Origin of the sequence: uncultured Capnocytophaga sp. (assembly GCF_937936315.1) — a bacterium.
Lineage (GTDB): Bacteria > Bacteroidota > Bacteroidia > Flavobacteriales > Flavobacteriaceae > Capnocytophaga.
Genome location: NZ_CALGWU010000056.1, coordinates 132,011 through 148,974, shown reverse-complemented (window position 1 = coordinate 148,974; position 16,964 = coordinate 132,011). Strand labels below are relative to the sequence as shown.

The 16,964-nt window shown below is 38.0% G+C and carries 9 protein-coding genes; 5 read left to right on the top strand and 4 right to left on the bottom strand.

Features of this window, described 5'->3' with window-relative positions; translation table 11 throughout:
• Positions 1-6 precede the first annotated feature (6 nt).
• A complete protein-coding gene (locus Q0162_RS10790; protein ID WP_297891518.1) occupies positions 7-3,009 on the bottom strand; it encodes a tetratricopeptide repeat protein in 3,003 nt (1,000 codons plus the stop codon).
• Between the two features lie 342 nt (positions 3,010-3,351).
• Between Q0162_RS10790 and Q0162_RS10785 the strand changes: the two genes are divergently transcribed.
• The 5 genes from Q0162_RS10785 to Q0162_RS10765 are packed head-to-tail and all read left to right on the top strand — an operon-like array spanning position 3,352 to position 11,327.
• Positions 3,352-4,491: a HEAT repeat domain-containing protein gene (locus Q0162_RS10785; protein WP_297891516.1), complete on the top strand. Its 1,140-nt coding sequence runs from the start codon at positions 3,352-3,354 to the stop codon at positions 4,489-4,491.
• A 4-nt stretch (positions 4,492-4,495) separates the two neighbouring features.
• On the top strand, positions 4,496-5,938 hold the full coding sequence (locus Q0162_RS10780; RefSeq protein ID WP_297891513.1) for a glycosyltransferase family 2 protein: 1,443 nt from the start codon (positions 4,496-4,498) through the stop codon (positions 5,936-5,938).
• A gap of 12 nt (positions 5,939-5,950) precedes the next feature.
• Positions 5,951-8,707, top strand: a complete 2,757-nt coding sequence (locus Q0162_RS10775; protein ID WP_297891511.1) for a hypothetical protein — start codon at positions 5,951-5,953, stop codon at positions 8,705-8,707.
• Complete coding sequence (locus Q0162_RS10770) at positions 8,694-10,832, top strand: DUF4838 domain-containing protein (protein WP_297891509.1); 2,139 nt, start codon at positions 8,694-8,696, stop codon at positions 10,830-10,832. The genes Q0162_RS10775 and Q0162_RS10770 overlap by 14 nt, the downstream gene beginning before the upstream one ends.
• 12 nt (positions 10,833-10,844) lie before the next feature.
• A complete protein-coding gene (locus tag Q0162_RS10765; RefSeq protein ID WP_297891507.1) occupies positions 10,845-11,327 on the top strand; it encodes a DUF1573 domain-containing protein in 483 nt (160 codons plus the stop codon).
• Positions 11,328-11,411: 84 nt separating this feature from the next.
• Here Q0162_RS10765 and Q0162_RS10760 read toward each other — a convergent pair whose 3' ends face one another.
• From Q0162_RS10760 to Q0162_RS10750, 3 genes are all read right to left on the bottom strand, one after another.
• The gene (locus Q0162_RS10760; protein ID WP_297891506.1) at positions 11,412-15,374 is read right to left on the bottom strand and encodes a glycoside hydrolase family 2 TIM barrel-domain containing protein; all 3,963 of its coding nucleotides are present in this window, start codon (positions 15,372-15,374) and stop codon (positions 11,412-11,414) included.
• A gap of 89 nt (positions 15,375-15,463) precedes the next feature.
• A complete protein-coding gene (locus tag Q0162_RS10755; protein WP_297891619.1) occupies positions 15,464-15,571 on the bottom strand; it encodes an alpha-amylase domain-containing protein in 108 nt (35 codons plus the stop codon).
• A gap of 338 nt (positions 15,572-15,909) precedes the next feature.
• Complete coding sequence (locus Q0162_RS10750) at positions 15,910-16,953, bottom strand: SusE domain-containing protein (RefSeq protein WP_297891504.1); 1,044 nt, start codon at positions 16,951-16,953, stop codon at positions 15,910-15,912.
• Positions 16,954-16,964 lie beyond the last annotated feature (11 nt).

The window sequence follows — 16,964 nt, the reverse complement described above, 5'->3', positions numbered from 1 at the left end:
TCGCCCCTACTTTACTGATGAGTTGCTTTTAGCGGCTTCAGCTTTTACAGCGGCGAGCTCTTTTTTAGCTTCGGCTACTACTTCAGGGAACTCTTTAAAGTTTTTCAGTACGCTTTCCAAGATGTAAGAGGCTTGGTAAGCATCGTTAAGTCCGCGGAAGTTCTTAGCCATCACGATGAGGCTCTTAGCGGCAAATTCTTTATGTCCGCCATAATCTTTAGCAATCTTCTGTACGACCTCATTAGAGGCTTTGTAGTTACCTTCTTTATTTTTGAAATAAGCATCGTAGTACAAGGCTTCGGCAGCGAGGCTACCGGTAGCGGTTTTCTGTACTTCTTGGTAATATTTACGAGCTTGATCGTCGTTACCGCCTTGAGCATAAGCACGGGCGAGCACTATATAAGCATCGTTTTTGATGCGAATATCGATAGATTTTTCTTCTAATACTTTATTGGCATATTCTATCGCTTTGTCGTATAATTTCTCGTTGTAGCACACACGCATTAGGTTGCTTTGCGCATAAGTTCTATTCTGTGCAATGGTAGCGGTTTTCTCGAGTTCTTCGAGGTAAGGTTTGGCTTTGAGGTAGCTACCTGCATCGAGCAATATTTGGCAAACACGAGTGAGCGCCTGCTCGCCATACTCGTTAGAACCACCCTTAGACACATTCTCATAGTGGGTAAGCGCTTTGGCTTTTTGTCCGCTATTGAAATAGAGTTGCCCCAAGTAGAACTCGGCATTGGTGCGGCGTAGTCCATTAGGGAAATCTTTGAGGTATTTCTCGAAAGCAGCAATAGCTTCTTTGCTGTTGTTTTGCAAATATTGGCGTTCAGCAGCTTCATAAGATGCACCTTCCAATTCAAGGTCGGTTACTTCTACATAGCCTAAACTCTTCGCCCAAGAGGCATATTCGCTCACTTTGCCCATATCTACATAGATAAGTTTAGCCGATGCTACTGCTTGTGATGCCTCATTGGTATTAGGATAGTCCTTAGCAATGGTTTTGAAAAGGGTAAGCGCTTTTTGGTCTTCCCCTTTATTGTAATACACTAAACCTTCACGCAACATTGCACGAGGCACAAGCACATTGCCTTTGTATTCCTTGATAAGTTGCTGATAGTACTGCACTCCTTTTTCGGTAGATCCTTTTGTTACATAGGCATTTGCCAATTCAAAGAGGGCATTAGGGCGCAAGTTAGAGCCTTTATAGTTCTTAACAAAACGCTCTAAATCTTCTATTTTGCTAGGCAATCGGTCTACAAAACCGTAACTAATTGCTTTTTGGTAAGCTGCATAATCTTGGTCGGCTGATTTTTCTTCTATCAGCTTGTTGTAGCCCTCCATTGCAGGCCAGTATTTTCCGGTTACGAAATACGAATCGGCTAAGCGAAGCATCGCATCGTGTTTCCAAACATTATCTTTAGGGTTCTGTTTGAGATATTTCTCGAAATTGACGATAGCCGTAGCGTAGTTGTGCTGATTGAATTGTGAGTATGCTAATCCGTAGTAGCCTTTGTTGTATTCTTCGGTTTTGGCAGCCGCTGGATTGTTCACAAACTGAGTGAAGTAAGTTTCTGCTCCTTTGTAATCTTTTAGCTGATAAGCCGATTCACCTGCCCAATAAGAAGCACGCGCTGAAAGACTTCCGCTGCCAGCAATAGCTTTGGTGAGATACTGCAAAGCATCGGTGTATTGAAGTTCGTTGAAGAGTTCCAAACCGCGGTAGAAAGCTACTTTTTTGTAGGTTTCTTTATCTTTAGGGTCATTGGATTTTTCTAACAGACTGATCGCTGCTTGGTAGTTACCTGAGGAAATGTACGAATCTACCAAAAGCGACTGAATTTCTTCTTTGTTGTCGTTAGGATAGGCTTGTGCGTAGGCTTGCAACACGCTAGGTACACTTTCGTAAGGGTTCCCTATTTCATAACTAAGGCGGGCGTAGTTCAAATGTGCATCCTTTTTGATTTGCTTATCGAAATCCATTTGAGAGGCATTGCGGAAAGCGTTGAGAGCCTGCTGTTTTTGGTCAGTTTTGAGGTAACATTCGGCTAAGTGATAATAAGCATTTTGCGCTACATTGTCGTTTCCACCTACAATTTTGTTAAATTGCTCGATAGCAGCCTTGTAGTCGTTATTTTTATAGAAAGCATAGCCTAAATAGTAATAATCGGTATTAGAGAATTTACCTTTTTTACCTTTGTATTTTTGCAAATAAGGGATTGCTTCTTTATATTTTTTCTGATTGAAGTAACTTTCGCCTATAATTTTGTTGAGTTCTGATATTTCTTGAGCACTCTTGGTTTTGGCGAGTTGTTTTTGTCCTTCTTCTATAGCCTCGTCGTAAAGGGCTTGTTTGAAGTACATACTGGCTTGGAAGTAGGATACATTTTTGCTGAGAGTCGCATCGTCTTGGACTTCGCGGAAGTAACTTTCGGCTTTTGCGTAATCATCGGAGTCATAGGCTATATACCCCAAATAATACTTGGCATTATCGGCATATAAAGGGTTGTTCTGCACCGACTCAAAATAGGGTTTCGACTCGGCTTGTTTGCCCGTATGGAAGAGACAGTAACCTTTCTGGAAGTTAAAGCGCGCTTTTTCTTCAGTGGATACTCCTAACTCATCGATAGCGTTGTACCACTCCAGAGCCTCGGCATAATTTCCTTGCTGGAAATAGAGGTTAGCCATTTGCAGATAAGCCTCGCTGCTCATAGGTGACTCGGGGTGATTGACGATAAAGTTGTTCACTAAAGCATCGGCGCCATCTTGGTTGAGCAGTGCCGCAATAGTGGCTACGTAGTATTCACTTTGGGTACGGATAGCCTTATCGGGATTGGCAGTTTGCTCTTTGCGGAAGAGATTTTGTGCAGGCTCATACAATTTGCGATTGTAGAGTTCTACCGCTTTTTGGTATTGCGATTGAGGGTTGGTAATAATTTCGGTTTCTTGTGCCCATAAGCACTGACCAAAAGTCATCAGTGAGAGCACCGAAAAAAGTGTTTTTTTCATAATGTTTTTAGTGTTTAAATATTAGGAAAAAAGAAATAAACGGGGCAAAGATAATAATAATTTGGTAATTAGACAATTTCTTGATTAGCAATTTTAGTTGTCAGTGAATAAGTTCAAAAGGAGGAGAAGAAACAAGTTTTTCTACTTTCCGAATAAAAAAGATAGTGTTTTTTGCTCCAAAAGGCGTTTTTATTGAGCAAAAAAACAGAGTGTTTTAGCTATATTTTTACGCGTTTATTTAAAAAAAAACACAGTATTTTTTGTCTTTAATTGAAAAAAGTGTAATTTTGCAAGATTTTTCTTGAAGTTTACACATTTCAACTTAAAAATAAAAACAAATTAATGGAAAATTTTTTAATGAATTTAGAATATTACTATGAGTTATTCCAACTCAATAGTCTATTCTTAAAAATATTGTATACATTAGCATTTCTTCTGTTGTGTATATGTATTTACAACATTTTCTTTTTAATTAGAAAGTACTCTAAACGCGTAAAGACTCAAAAAAAACAAGAGTATCTTCATAAGGAGTATTTTGATAGAATAAAAGAAATTCTTCTCACTGAAAAAGCATTTAGCAGTAGTGAGCTTCACAACTATTTAGCAGTGAGTTCCTACGACAACAGCTTCAAACGGGAACTCACAAACCTAATCTTGGAGATTATTGATAAAGACCCCGTAGTGAACAAAAAAAATTATGAACTACTGATGGATGAACTCAAACTCAAAAAGTTTTGGGAAGAAGAGTTACTAAAAGGTTCTAAGAAACGCAAAGAAAGAGCTTTACGAAAAATAAAAGGTCTAAACTTAGTAATAGCCGAATCTGTATTGATTCCTATGACTACTATCAAAAACTCTATTCTGCGCAGAAAAGCGCGTAGTTTGTACATATACATCAGTAAAAACAACCCTTTTAAGTTTTTTGATAATGATTTTGACGACCAGTTCTCTGAGTGGGATAACATCGAAATTCACGAAATATTAAGTAAAAAACCCGAGGAAACCATTCCTAACTTCATTCACTGGGTACAAAACCACTCGGCCGACGAAGATCTAAAATCCTTCTTAGTTTACGAAATGAGCTCCTATAACCAAAAAGAAGCCTCTCCTTATCTGCTGAAAATGATTGAAAACAGCGGTATGAAACTCCGACAACAAATCATCAAGGCTTTAGGAATATTGGATTACAAAGAATCAGCTCAATTCTTAATAGGCATTTACCCCGTACAACCTTCATTTATTCAAGATGAAATCCTAAAAACATTAGGAAAATTTGCCTTAGAAGAAAACCTATCTTTTGTAGAAAACGCCGTAGTAAACACTCACAATGTAGAAACCAAAATCCAAGGGCTCTACACTCTGTTGAACTTTGGAGATAAAGGGAAAGCTATTTTTGAAAATCTCAAAGCACAAGCTAAGCCACAAGAACTCTTAGCCTTCTTACATGTTGAAAATCCTTTAAATCAAAGAATGTTATCATAAAACGATGGAACTACTATATAATATTTTTCAGATATCTGTACTTATCTACTCTATAATGATTCTCTTGTGCATTGCTGCACAAGTGTTATTAGCACGCTATAATTTAAGAAGCTGCAAATGGAAATATACTGACTTAGATCTTACTACGCTTAAAAACTCACCTTTAGCTCCTGGTATTTCTATCGTAGCCCCTGCTTATAACGAGCAAACTACCATCATCTCCAATGTAAACTCTCTTCTATCGTTAGACTACCCTAAGTACGAGGTAGTTATCGTTAATGATGGCAGTAAGGACAAAACTCTCGAACTGCTCATAGAAGAATATGAGCTAGAAGAAACCCCTTTTATGTACATTGAGCGCATCAAAGCATCACCTGTTAAGCGCATCTTCAAATCTAAAAACCCAAAATATGCAAAGCTTACAGTAGTTGACAAAGTGAATGGTGGTACCAAAGCCGATGCTTCAAATGCTGGAGTAAACGCTTGTATGTACCCCTATATGCTCAATACCGACGTGGACTGCGTGCTTGCCAAAGATGCCCTACTGAAAATGATTATGCCTTTCCTAAAATCATCAGTAAGAGTAATAGGCGTAGGAGCTACCTTGAGAATGACTAATGGTTGCGAAATGGAAGATGGAAAACTAGTGCGCGTAAGCCCTCCAAAATCTTTCTTCCCTGCTTTTCAAGAAATAGAATACTTGCGCTCCTACCTAGTAGGAAAAATGGGGTGGTCTGTAATCAATGGTGTTCCTAATATTTCAGGTGGATTAGGCCTCTTCGATAAAGAAATACTTATTAATGCCGGAGGTTATGACCCTGCTTCGTTTGCCGAAGACATGGATATGGTTACTCGTATGATCGTGTATATGAGAGATTTTAACTACGATTATCGCATCGTAGAAATCCCCGATACTTGTTGCTGGACTGAGGGTCCTTCAAACTATTCGGTTATGTACAAACAACGTACTCGATGGGCACGCGGATTATTCCAGTTCTTTATGATATACCGCAAATACCTTTGGAACTACAAATATGGCCGTCTAGGGCTCGTTACAATGCCTTATATGTTCCTATTTGAATTTTTAGCCCCTATCATAGAAGTCATAGGTTGGGGAATGCTTATCTACCTGCTTATCATGGGAAAAATAAGCCATATGAATGCTATTATGGTTTTTGGAACTATTTACCTATTTGGACTTATGGTTTCCTCTTCGGCTATCGTATTCGATTATGTAACCAAACAACATTATAAGCAGCTGAGAGAATATTTCCGCTTATTCCTCATTACCCTTATAGAACCTTTTACTTATCACTTGCTAATAGTTTATTTTAGCCTTAGAGGTTACATTAGCTTCTTGTCTAAAAAGAACTTTGAATGGGGTGAAATGACCCGCAAAGGAATTGATAAAAAGAAACAACAACAGCCTATTACAACTCAAAATTAAAAAATAGAAATAATGAAGAAAATAAAAATATATAGCAGTCTTTTCCTTTTATTATCCTGTGCAAGCCTCTCAGCACAAGACAAACAAGTACTCAAGCAAATCGAAAAGTACTTTGAAACAGCAAAATATGAACAAGCTAAAAAATTATTAGACGAAAACATTGCTCAGTTCCCTAAAAACGGAGACATCCAGTTTCTTATGGGAAAATACTATTACCAAAAACAGAACTACAACAAGTCGCGTTATCATCTACTCAAAACCTTAGATGAAATGCCTAAACACGTTGCCGCTAAAGAAATACTCGCCAATATTGAAACTGTTGAAAAACACTATTCAAGTGCTATATGTTACATTAATGAACTGCTAGAAACAAGCCCATATGACGCTGAATTGTGGCGCAAAAAAATAGCCATTTACCGCCTACAAGGCAATGACATAGAAGCTAATCGCCTATTAAAACGCATTAGAGTAATCTACCCTCAAGATCAACAGTTTAAGAAAGATTATATATATTCATTGCAAGTACAATCTGTTCAAGAAAAGAAAAAAGGCAATATAGACGAAGCCATAAAAATGGAACAAGAAAACTTGCGCCTTAATCCTAAGGACGAAGAGGCTTATCTTACTCTAATCAACACCTACTTACTATCAGGTGATAAGGAAAAAGCCCTTACCTATGCAAATCGAGGATTGCAAAACTTACCTAAAAACCAAGAACTTATCAACCGCAAAATAGGTATTTTAACTGATATGAGCCGCTATGTAGAAGCTGTAGAATTTATTCAACAAGAGATGAGAAAAGGTAATAAATCACCTCAAATGATAAAAAACTACAACGATTTGCTTAGCCAAGCTGCTCTTTATCAAAATCAATCAGACCCCTATGTACTCTATGGGAAATTATACGAAAACAACCCTTCAAACCTAGAAGCCTTAGATTACCTGATCAACAACTCTATTACTAAAGGCTACTATACTGATGCCGCTATTTATATTGAAAAAGGGATCAAAAGCAAAGGGCGCACAAAAGATCTATTGTCAAAAAAATACAGCCTTTTGATGCTTACTAACCAAGAAAAAGAGGCTTATAACATATTGGAAGAACTCTATACTAAATTCTCTAGCGATTCCGACATCAAAAACAACTATTTTCAATACCGATACAACCGAGGACAACAATTAGCCCAAGAAGGACGCTACACAGAAGCTATCCCCGATTTGCAATTTGTAGCCTCACAAACAAACCTCGATTGGCGAGAAGACGCTATTAGCGCTTTGTATGGAGCTTATTTGCAAAATAAAGAATATAACAAAGCCCTAGAACAAGCTAATACCCTTATAGAACTATACCCAAACAACAAAAACAACCTCATAAAGAAAGCAACTGCTCTCACAGGACTTGAAAAATACAAAGAAGCCCTCAATATTTATGAAAAACTTATTGATGAAAGTACCCCCGAAAACAACAATCTCTTCGTGAGTGGTTACGAAGAAACTGCCTTGGCTTATATCAAACATCTAAACGAAAAAGGAGATGCTAAGACAGCCTATGAACAACAAAAAAAACTCATAGCCCTTAAAGAAAATAGCAGCCAAGGACTAAAATACCTTATAGGCACCTCATCATTACTAAACAATAACAATGAAGTGCTGAGCTATACACAAAAAGGAAAAGAACTTTATCCTGACGACTTCTTCTTTGTAGAACAAGAAGCATATGCTTATACCCGCGATGATAAACCACAAGAAGCAATAAACGTCCTAACCCCTTACCTAGAAAAATATTCACATAACAAAGACCTCGCTAAAGCCTATGCCGAAGCCTCTGAAAAACTCGCCAAAAAATCTCATAAAGATAGAAATTATAACGAATCTCAAAACTTCTTGTTGAAAGCACTAAAATATGATCCTCTAAACAAAAGACTACAATACGAACGTGGGCGTATGTTTGAAGTACAAAAACAATATGACAGCGCTTATTATTACCAACGGCAATTTCAACCTTCACTAGTAGAGTTAGACGACTTTAAAAGACACTTAAACTATTTGAAGTACAAAAATCACAAAAATGAAATGCAGTTCTTCTATCAACAAAACGAACTGAAAGACAATAAACTCCCAGGAATTTTTACAGCTATCTACAACAGATACCAAACTAAAAATACCTACTCTATAGGAATTGCCTCATCAGGTAGAGCCGATAAACGCGCTTTCCAAGGACAACTAGCATGGACTCATATTTTGAACTACAAATGGTACTTTGATGTAAATGCCGCTATTTCAAACCATTACTTCCCAGAGTATATGGCAAACCTCACTTTTCATAGAGCCTTACGCAACGATTGGGAAGCCGAAATAGGTGCTGGCTATAAAAAAATTCGCTCTACTGACGACCCCAACCTCATACAAGCTCATTTAGGCGCTACCAAAGTATTAGACGATTTTACCTTTAACGCTAAACTTACTGGAGTCTCACTCAATAGCAATCTCTATTACAACACCTTTGCAAAAATACAATACAACTTATTAGACAAACGCAGTTTCTTAGCTATCTTCGGAGGGGTAGGATCAGCACCCGTTGATGAAATTCTCAACTATCAACTCTACGGGCAATTCTCTACTACCAATGCCAATTTTGGAGGTACAGGGCAATATATGCTCACCGATAAATTAGCGCTATCACTCTCAGGCGTTTGGTATAACTACTACAACGGTTTAGACTATAGTGATTTGTATAACTTAATCTTTGGTATATATGTTTCGTTTTAGCATACTGGCTCTTTATTTCCTCTTTTTAGGAACATGCCAAAGCAATGCCGAAAGTACTCCTAATGCTCAATTTTCTCTACTCTCTAAAGGATATAACATTAGCACACAAGCTAATGCCTCAAAAATAGACGAAAAATGGGCTAAATACTTCTATGACCATCTAAAAAATAGAGTAACAGACCCCCAAAGGGTAATACTCAATGGAAGTAACACAAATTTTTTAAACCTAAAAGTAAAAGTAGACAATAGTCTTTCCTATGATTATTGCTTGAAAAACGAAAACAAACAATGGCTCATCACAGCCAAAACCGAACGCTCTTTAAAATGGCTCATCTATCAGTTTATTAAAAAAATTAGTGAGGATGACCCATCAATACAAGCTCCTGATTTGAACCCTTCTATTATCAATTTAAACAAAAAATGTACTAACTTTGCCTTTGCTTATCGCGAACCTCACTTCTTACCTAATTTAAACGAAGATTTCAATCAAATTTATAACTCTCATAACATCGAAATAGACTGGGGGTTATGGGGGCATAACCTCTCCAAAATAATAGATAAAACTAATAACGATATCTTTGCTACTGTAGATGGACAACGCAACAAATCTCAATTAGATTTTACCTCCGAGGCTCTCTATAAAGAAATCGAAAATTATATTATCGACAACTTCGGAACTGAAATCCCTATGAAGTTTGTGATAATGCCCAATGATAATACAATCGTTAGTGATAGCCCTAAAAATAAAGCATTAGGAAGCACAACCTCTAACGCTACTCCTTCGGTGAGCTTTATGATAAATAAACTGGCCGAACGTTTTCCTAAACACACATTTTTTACTTCCAGCTACCTCACTACCAAAACTCCTCCTGCACAAAAATTAGCCAATAACACAGGGGTAATCATTAGCACCATAGACATACCCAAAGGTATAGCACTCAACAACCATAAAGCAACCCAAGAGTTCTACAATACTCTCCAACAATGGAAACCTAAAACATCTGAAATATACCTATGGGATTACGCTTGTGACTTTGACGACTATTTCACCCCCTACCCTATCCTCAAAGGATTTCAAAAACAACTAAAATCTTTTAAAGAAAAAGGCGTTAAAGGTGTATTTATCAACGGAAGTGGCTATGACTATAGCTCTTTCAATGATGTCCAAACTTTTGTAATGACATCATTACTGATAGACGAAACCCTATCGGTAGACGATTTAGTAACTCGATTTTTCAAACAATATTACCCTATATCAGGCTCACTACTCACTGACTTTTATCTTTCACTAGAAAATGCTCAACAACAAAAGAACAGACCTTTGCTGCCTTATGGAAATTTCACTAATGCTCTGCAAACTTACCTATCAGTAGAACTGTTCGTGAATTTTTACGACAAATTAGGAGCTATACTCCCTAAAACACAAGGTGAAGAACACAAAGCTTTAGAAAAATTATATAGCGCTCTCAGCTTTACTCGTCTGCAAATAGCCTATACTAATGGTTTTAACAACTATGGATTTGCTCAGCGCAAAGACTATAGCTTGCTACCTCAACCTCAAGTACAACAATGGATAGATGCCTTAAACAAAAGTAGTAAGTACAAAGAAATGGCTCGCTACCAAGAAGATGAAAAAGGCTCTGTAAAGGGCTATATCAATCAGTGGAAAGCTTTACTTACACGCTCTAATTTACAAAATCTTATATTAGGAGAACAACTCATCGCCAAAAGCACCTTGGATGAGGATTACCAAAACCTCTCTGTACTCACCGATGGCCTAGAAGGATTCCCTCTTGATTATCACATCGGTTGGGTTATCAACTCCATAGATGACTTAAAAGTCCTACTCCCCTCACAAAGCCAAACTAAAAAAGCTAAAAAAATAGCCTTAAGCTTTCTGCAAAATGAAGAAGGACGTTTTTATATGCCTACAAAAATAGAAATTTATAAAAACGATAAACTTTATAAAACAATGGTTCCTCCTATACAAACTGGAGTCATGAACAGAATAATTACAACCGATGTAGACCTATCTGATAGTAATAAAACTGAAGTGCGCATCTATAGAAACACCTCTAAGAAACGTAACTTGATGGCTACCTCCGAAATTCGTTTAATACCTTAATATTTTTTTACAATGAAATCTCTATTTACTTTTTTATTAGCAAGCCTATTATTAGTGAGCTGCCGCGACGCTTCTGAACTATACCCTCCTACTACCATCAAAATTATCGACCCTGTTCGTCATTATTACCCTGTGGTACAAGGTGAATTGTTTGAAATAAACATCTCTGTTAAAAATACAGGTGAACATTTCCTTAAAATTACCGACATACAAACCTCTTGTGGCTGTATGGCTGTTGATAAAAAATCATTTGGCCTTGTTAGAGCTGGCGAAACAGGATACATCAAAATTATTAACGATAGCAAAAAGAACATAGGCTATGTAAAACACTTTATCAAAATATATGGCAATTTTCCTAATGGCGAAACCGAAGTAGTATTTGATTACAATGTAGTACCCGACGCCTTATACACTCCAGATTACGAAGAGATTTATAGCAAAGAAAACAAATCTAATGAAGTTCGCCGACAAAAGTACTATACTGATAAAAAATAGCATTTCTATTTGCTAGTTCAAGAAAGTGAAACCCTAAAAAAAGCTACTCAAGGATTTTGAGTAGCTTTTTTTTTTTATTATCTTTTATTTTTTATCTAAGATTTGTAGTTCAGCACCACTTACGTAGTCTTGCCCATATTGTTCGCTTAGGGCTGTGAATCGCAAATAGCGAGCTTTTACAGGTTTGGCAAAGAAAGATTTTTGCGGACTACCATCTTTTAAGGGGAAAGTTCCTTTGTGTATTTCTTCCCAATGTTGCCCATCATTACTTACCGATACAGTAAAATCCTTTATATCACCGGTTTTGTATCCATCAGTACGGGGCAAGTAGCTAATACCCGTTACGAGGGTTTCTTTCATCAGATCGAAGTCTACCCAATGAGGGTATTTTGCTACAGTGATGCTATAGGCACTATGCCATATTGTGTTAGGATCATTATCAATCAAGTGAGCAGCCTCTCCTGAATCGACTTCTTCACTACTAGTGAAAATTACTTTCATAGGCACTCCTTTGGATTTTTCTAAATTTGTAGCAAAATCAGGAGCTGAAGTGGCAGGGGTTACTTGCGCTTGAGCTATGATGGCATCTTCAATTGGCGATTTATCTAACTGCAAAGGGCGTATAATAAAGCTAAAATGCGTTGGTTTTGCCATTACTCTATCGCGCACAAGCGGAGTAGGGCCGCAGCTATTCCCCCCTAGCCCTGTAGTGGCAGCATTGAGTTGCAAATAAGTACCATCTGGTTTAGGCAATTGGTAAGGATGTCCTGCCAGGGTGAGTTGCTGAGGAGAGTATCTCAAAGCTGAAAAATCCATAGTAGAATTACTCACGAACAATACTCCTGTTTTATTTTTAAGAGTATTTAGGGCTACCCAACGGGTATCTTGGTGATGCCCCATATCTTGAGGTTTTGGAAAAGACGTTCCTGAATTTGGCAGAGGATATTCGGCATCCTCGCAGTGTATATTCACAAAAGCTCCCGTTTTTCTATCAGAATAATTATCCTGAGGACCTCGACCATAATAGGTAGAGTGCTTAAAGTCTTCAGTAAGTTTTAATTGATATCCTATTTGTGGCAACACAGCAGTAGGTTCATTGGATGCGATAGCTGCTTGTACCTCAATAGAGCCATCGGGATAGACGGTAAACACTTGGTTGGTAACGAAGCGGAAATTGTCGTTATCGAAAGGTTTATTAGTAAATTCCTCAATGCGATGATCGGCAGCACTAGGTTTACCTATGAGTTGTGCCCCATTAGGCGCTTGTGATTGTACAGTGAAGGCAAAGCTATAACTGCCATTATCGTTTTTGGTTACTTTGTGCGATAAGGCTTTGTGTTGCAAGTTGTGCAATCCTTTGTTAAACCATTGTTGATATGCCCATACATCGTTGTTTACAAAAGCGCGAAAAGCATTAAGTTGAAAATCACTATTCTGTACAATAGTTTGTTTGCCATATTGCAAATTGGCAATGGTGCCTTTTTCTAAATCGAATTGCACGGAGAAGTCTTTACCAACAATTGTATTTTTGCGTTTGCTATATTGCAATTTATCACCTTGAGCTACTGAAGCAATGCTTGGGTAATTACTTGCTGCTTGTAATAAAAATTGCTCTTGGGCTATAGGTTCTTCTTTTTCTGCCGACCAAGGTTGTTGATTTTGATAAAAACTAAAGTTGATATAATACTCAGCCCCAGATTCTAACGGAGAGTGTTCTATAACATAGACATTTTCCTCTCTGATGATTCTTTCCCAAATAAGAGATTGAGCCAATTGTTGCAAACTGAGGTCATAGAAATGCCCTTCAGGTTCAATGTTTTGTATGCTAAAGTTACCTTGTTGCACTTCTTTACCATTTTTGAACAATTGCCATTTTCCTTTTCCTTGTTCTATATAGGTGAAATAGTTTTTGTTGCGCAACTGAAAAGCAGTTTTTTGCAAATTACTTTGGTTTTTATAATCTACAGGAGGACAATACTGAGGTTTGTAAGCCTCTTTCAATCGTTCTATAGGAAAGCGTTTTACAGCTACATTTTGATACACTTTTTTCACTTCGGCGAGTTGGGGTTTCGGTTTGCGATCGGCGAAAATAATTCCGTTCATCACAAACTGACCGTCGTTAGGATAATCGCCGAAATCACCTCCATAGCCTTCATAGCGAATACCGTCTTTTGTATAATGATAGATTGATTGGTCTACCCAATCCCAGATAGCACCACCACAGATGAATTTGCTACTATCAATTGCTTTCCAATAATCGGCGAGATTGCCGACAGCATTACCCATAGAGTGAGCATATTCCGAGATGTGGAAAGGGTATTTGATATTCAGTTCACCGGTAGCAGCTTTCTCTACCCATGCTACTGAAGGGTATTGATTAGACCCCATATCCACAATGTCGTTATTGCGTTCGTACTGCACGGGGCGACTTTTATCAATGGTTTTCAAGTGGTCGTAAGCTGCTTTGAAGTTGTTACCAGGTCCTCCTTCATTACCGAGTGACCATATTACGACAGAAGGCGCGTTGTAAGTAGCTTCAACCATTTCGGTTACGCGGGCAACGTGTGCTTTTTCCCATTCTTTGGGGTGAGAGAGCGATTCCTTGCCGTAGTAATACTCGTGTGACTCGATATTAGCTTCATTTTCTAAATAGATGCCATATTTATCACAAAGGTAGAACCAATGAGGATCAGGGGGATAGTGAGAGTTGCGCACGTGGTTGATATTGTTACGTTTCATCAAGAAGATTTCGTCTTTCATCTGCTTGTGAGTGAGCGTGTGCCCTTGTGCTGGGTGTGTTTCGTGACGATTTACACCTTTGAGTTTGATTGCCTGTCCGTTGAGATAATAGACTTTATCTTTAATTTCTACTTTGCGGAATCCAAAGTATGATGAGACAGTTTCAACGACTTTGCCTTTTTTATCTAATAATTGAGCAACTAACACGTAACGATAAGGGGCTTCGGCAGACCACATACGCACGTTTTTCCAATCTTTTTGCAAGGAAGTAGTGGTAGCAAAACCTTGGGCATTGGCTTTAGGCAGTTTGGTTGTCCATTGCTGTTCAGGGGTTTCGGTTACTTCATCTTTGTATAATTGTTTGGCAGGATAGACTGCGTAACGCAGTGAATAGCCTTCTACAGGTTGGTTTGTGAGGTTGCGCACTTCGGATTTTACTTGTAAGTCCCACGTTTTGTAATCAGTATCGGTAAGAATATTCAAATTGAAGATTTGGACTTTGGGGGTAGCGCGGAGGGCTACGGTTCTAAAAATCCCTGGTAAGCGGAACATATCTTGAGATTCGAGGAAAGAGCCATCGGAATTGCGGTACACTTCTACCGCTACTTTATTTTTGCCTTTTTGAAGGTAGGGGGTAATATCAAAAGAGGCAACATTGCGAGAGTTTTTAGAGAAACCTACGTATTTGCCATTGATCCACAGATAGAAGAAAGAGTCTACTCCATCAAAATCAATAAAGATTTCGCGTCCTTCCCAATTGTTAGGCACTTCAAACTCGCGTACGTAGGATCCTACCTCATTGCGATATTCATAGGTTGTCCAATCTGTTGGAGGCGTACGCATTACTCCTTTGCGCCAATCGTCGACCTTGCGTTCGTGATAGAAAATCACGGGTTGGTTCACATAGATAGGCAAACCGTATTTGAGTGAGCCATCTTTTTGGATACCATAGACATTCCAATTGGATGGTACAGGGATGGCATCCCATTTTGAGGTATCGTAATCCGTTTTATAGAAATCTTTAGGGCGCTGGTCGGGGGTTTTGCACCAATGGAAAGCCCATTGCCCATTGAGGGATTGCCAATAGGGAGAATACTCTGGCAGCACTTGTGTAGCTTGTTTCTCGTTGTTGAACGAAAAGAAATAGGCTCGCGGATATTCTTTGTTAAGAGATAGGTTTTCGGGCGATTGCCACTCATCACCTGTAGGGGCAGCAGGGTTGCCATAATCGAATCCAGGTAAGGTTTTATGCTGTGCTGTGACCGAAAAAGCTGTAGCCAATGTAAGGACTAAAAAGTAGTTTTTCATTTTGTTTGATTATTAGAATTATTAGCTAATTGGTTATTTAAAATAGTGAGTTATCAGCAAGGGTCTCACTATTGAGAAAGTTCAGAGAGTTATTGTTCTACTGACCAAATAGTGTAGCTATTAGCAGGGACTTTTATTGTTACACGACCTTCACTATTATTAGCGAAACGCTGTGTAGAGTTACCGGTATAGTCTATTATCCTTCCAATCGTCGAGTTTAGAGGTAATCGTATTACAGCATTAACCTGGAGGTTCTACCTCCCAATAGAAAGTTTACATTATCACGCGGTTGCCATTGTCTATTTTAGTAAGAACAATAGGAGATGCATTTTGTAGAGTAGGCTCGCTATTGTTGTTTTTTTGTAGTAGATCGGAGAGCAAACATTTAATAAATAGATCTAGATTTTCATATTTTCAGTATTTAAGTCCAATTATAAACTCTATAGATATACTACTATTATAAAGATGATTGTAGATTTTTTTAGATGATAGTATAAAGGCTGTTCAAGGGTTGTTGAACAGCCTTTAATTTGGGTTACAATTTTTCTATTTTGTAAGAACCTTTGTTACTTGCATCAAATGAAAAAGAAACGTTGTAATTACCAGCGGTAGTTATTTTAATATTACTTCCTCCAGATTTCACACTTCCTTCTAATTGAGTTGTAGGGTTTTCGGTAGTATCAGCGCCAAAATCACCAGCCCACTTATTGTTGAAACGGATTTTGAGTTCTCCAGCGTTGAGTGCTACATTTTTTGCTACCCAAGAATTAGTACTACCTTCATAGGTAAGTTTGATATCTGTATTGGTTACATCCCAACCATTACCTGCAGAACCTACTATACCCCAAGAATAAGGCTCAATAGTATAAGTATTATCGGATAATTTCCAAGTGATTTTGTAAGTACCTGCTGTTACAGGAATATTATTTCCACTTTCTTTATCAAGTACTCCATCTCTATTCTTGTCACCCCAGTCGTCACCATTTGCCCATTTATTACCTTTGCGGAATTTGATTTCGCCAGTAGTAAAAGTAGCATAAGCTACAAGGGTTCCATTTTCACCATTCCAGAAAGAAACATCAGGTCCATCCCAACCATTAGGAGTTGCGCTACCTACTACCCCCCATTCGCTTGGTTTGATTTCATCAAGGAAAGGAGTTACATTCAAAGTATTCTTTTTTGAAACAATACTACGTTGGTCACTAAGGGCAGCTTTTACATACACTGTTACGTTAGTAGCTGTACCTGCAGGGACATTTAAACCAAGAAGATAGTCGTTCAATTCTTTAGTAGTGAAGGTTAAAGGAGATTGTTTCACAGAGATAGGTTTCACTTTACCTTCATATTCTAAATTGACTGTATAGGTAGGAGCTACAGCTACATTAAAATCTTTTTCTTCCCAACTTATGGTAAGAACAGTAGTGTTTGATTGTGTTTTGTCTAACACTATTGTATTGGTTGATAGAGTAGGCTCTACTTGGGCATTAGAACTCATTGTTACTTTGTCTTCATCTTTTTCGCAAGCTACAAACAAGGTAAGCCCTGAACATAATAATATAGTTTTAAATATATTTTTCATAATATTTCTTT

Bases quoted from the DNA above. Each gene is read 5' to 3' on its own strand.
- Q0162_RS10790 (WP_297891518.1), bottom strand. From the start codon at position 3,009: ATGAAAAAAACACTTTTTTCGGTGCTCTCACTGATGACTTTTGGTCAG.
- Q0162_RS10785 (WP_297891516.1), top strand. From the start codon at position 3,352: ATGGAAAATTTTTTAATGAATTTAGAATATTACTATGAGTTATTCCAA.
- Q0162_RS10780 (WP_297891513.1), top strand. From the start codon at position 4,496: ATGGAACTACTATATAATATTTTTCAGATATCTGTACTTATCTACTCT.
- Q0162_RS10775 (WP_297891511.1), top strand. From the start codon at position 5,951: ATGAAGAAAATAAAAATATATAGCAGTCTTTTCCTTTTATTATCCTGT.
- Q0162_RS10770 (WP_297891509.1), top strand. From the start codon at position 8,694: ATGTTTCGTTTTAGCATACTGGCTCTTTATTTCCTCTTTTTAGGAACA.
- Q0162_RS10765 (WP_297891507.1), top strand. From the start codon at position 10,845: ATGAAATCTCTATTTACTTTTTTATTAGCAAGCCTATTATTAGTGAGC.
- Q0162_RS10760 (WP_297891506.1), bottom strand. From the start codon at position 15,374: ATGAAAAACTACTTTTTAGTCCTTACATTGGCTACAGCTTTTTCGGTC.
- Q0162_RS10750 (WP_297891504.1), bottom strand. From the start codon at position 16,953: ATGAAAAATATATTTAAAACTATATTATTATGTTCAGGGCTTACCTTG.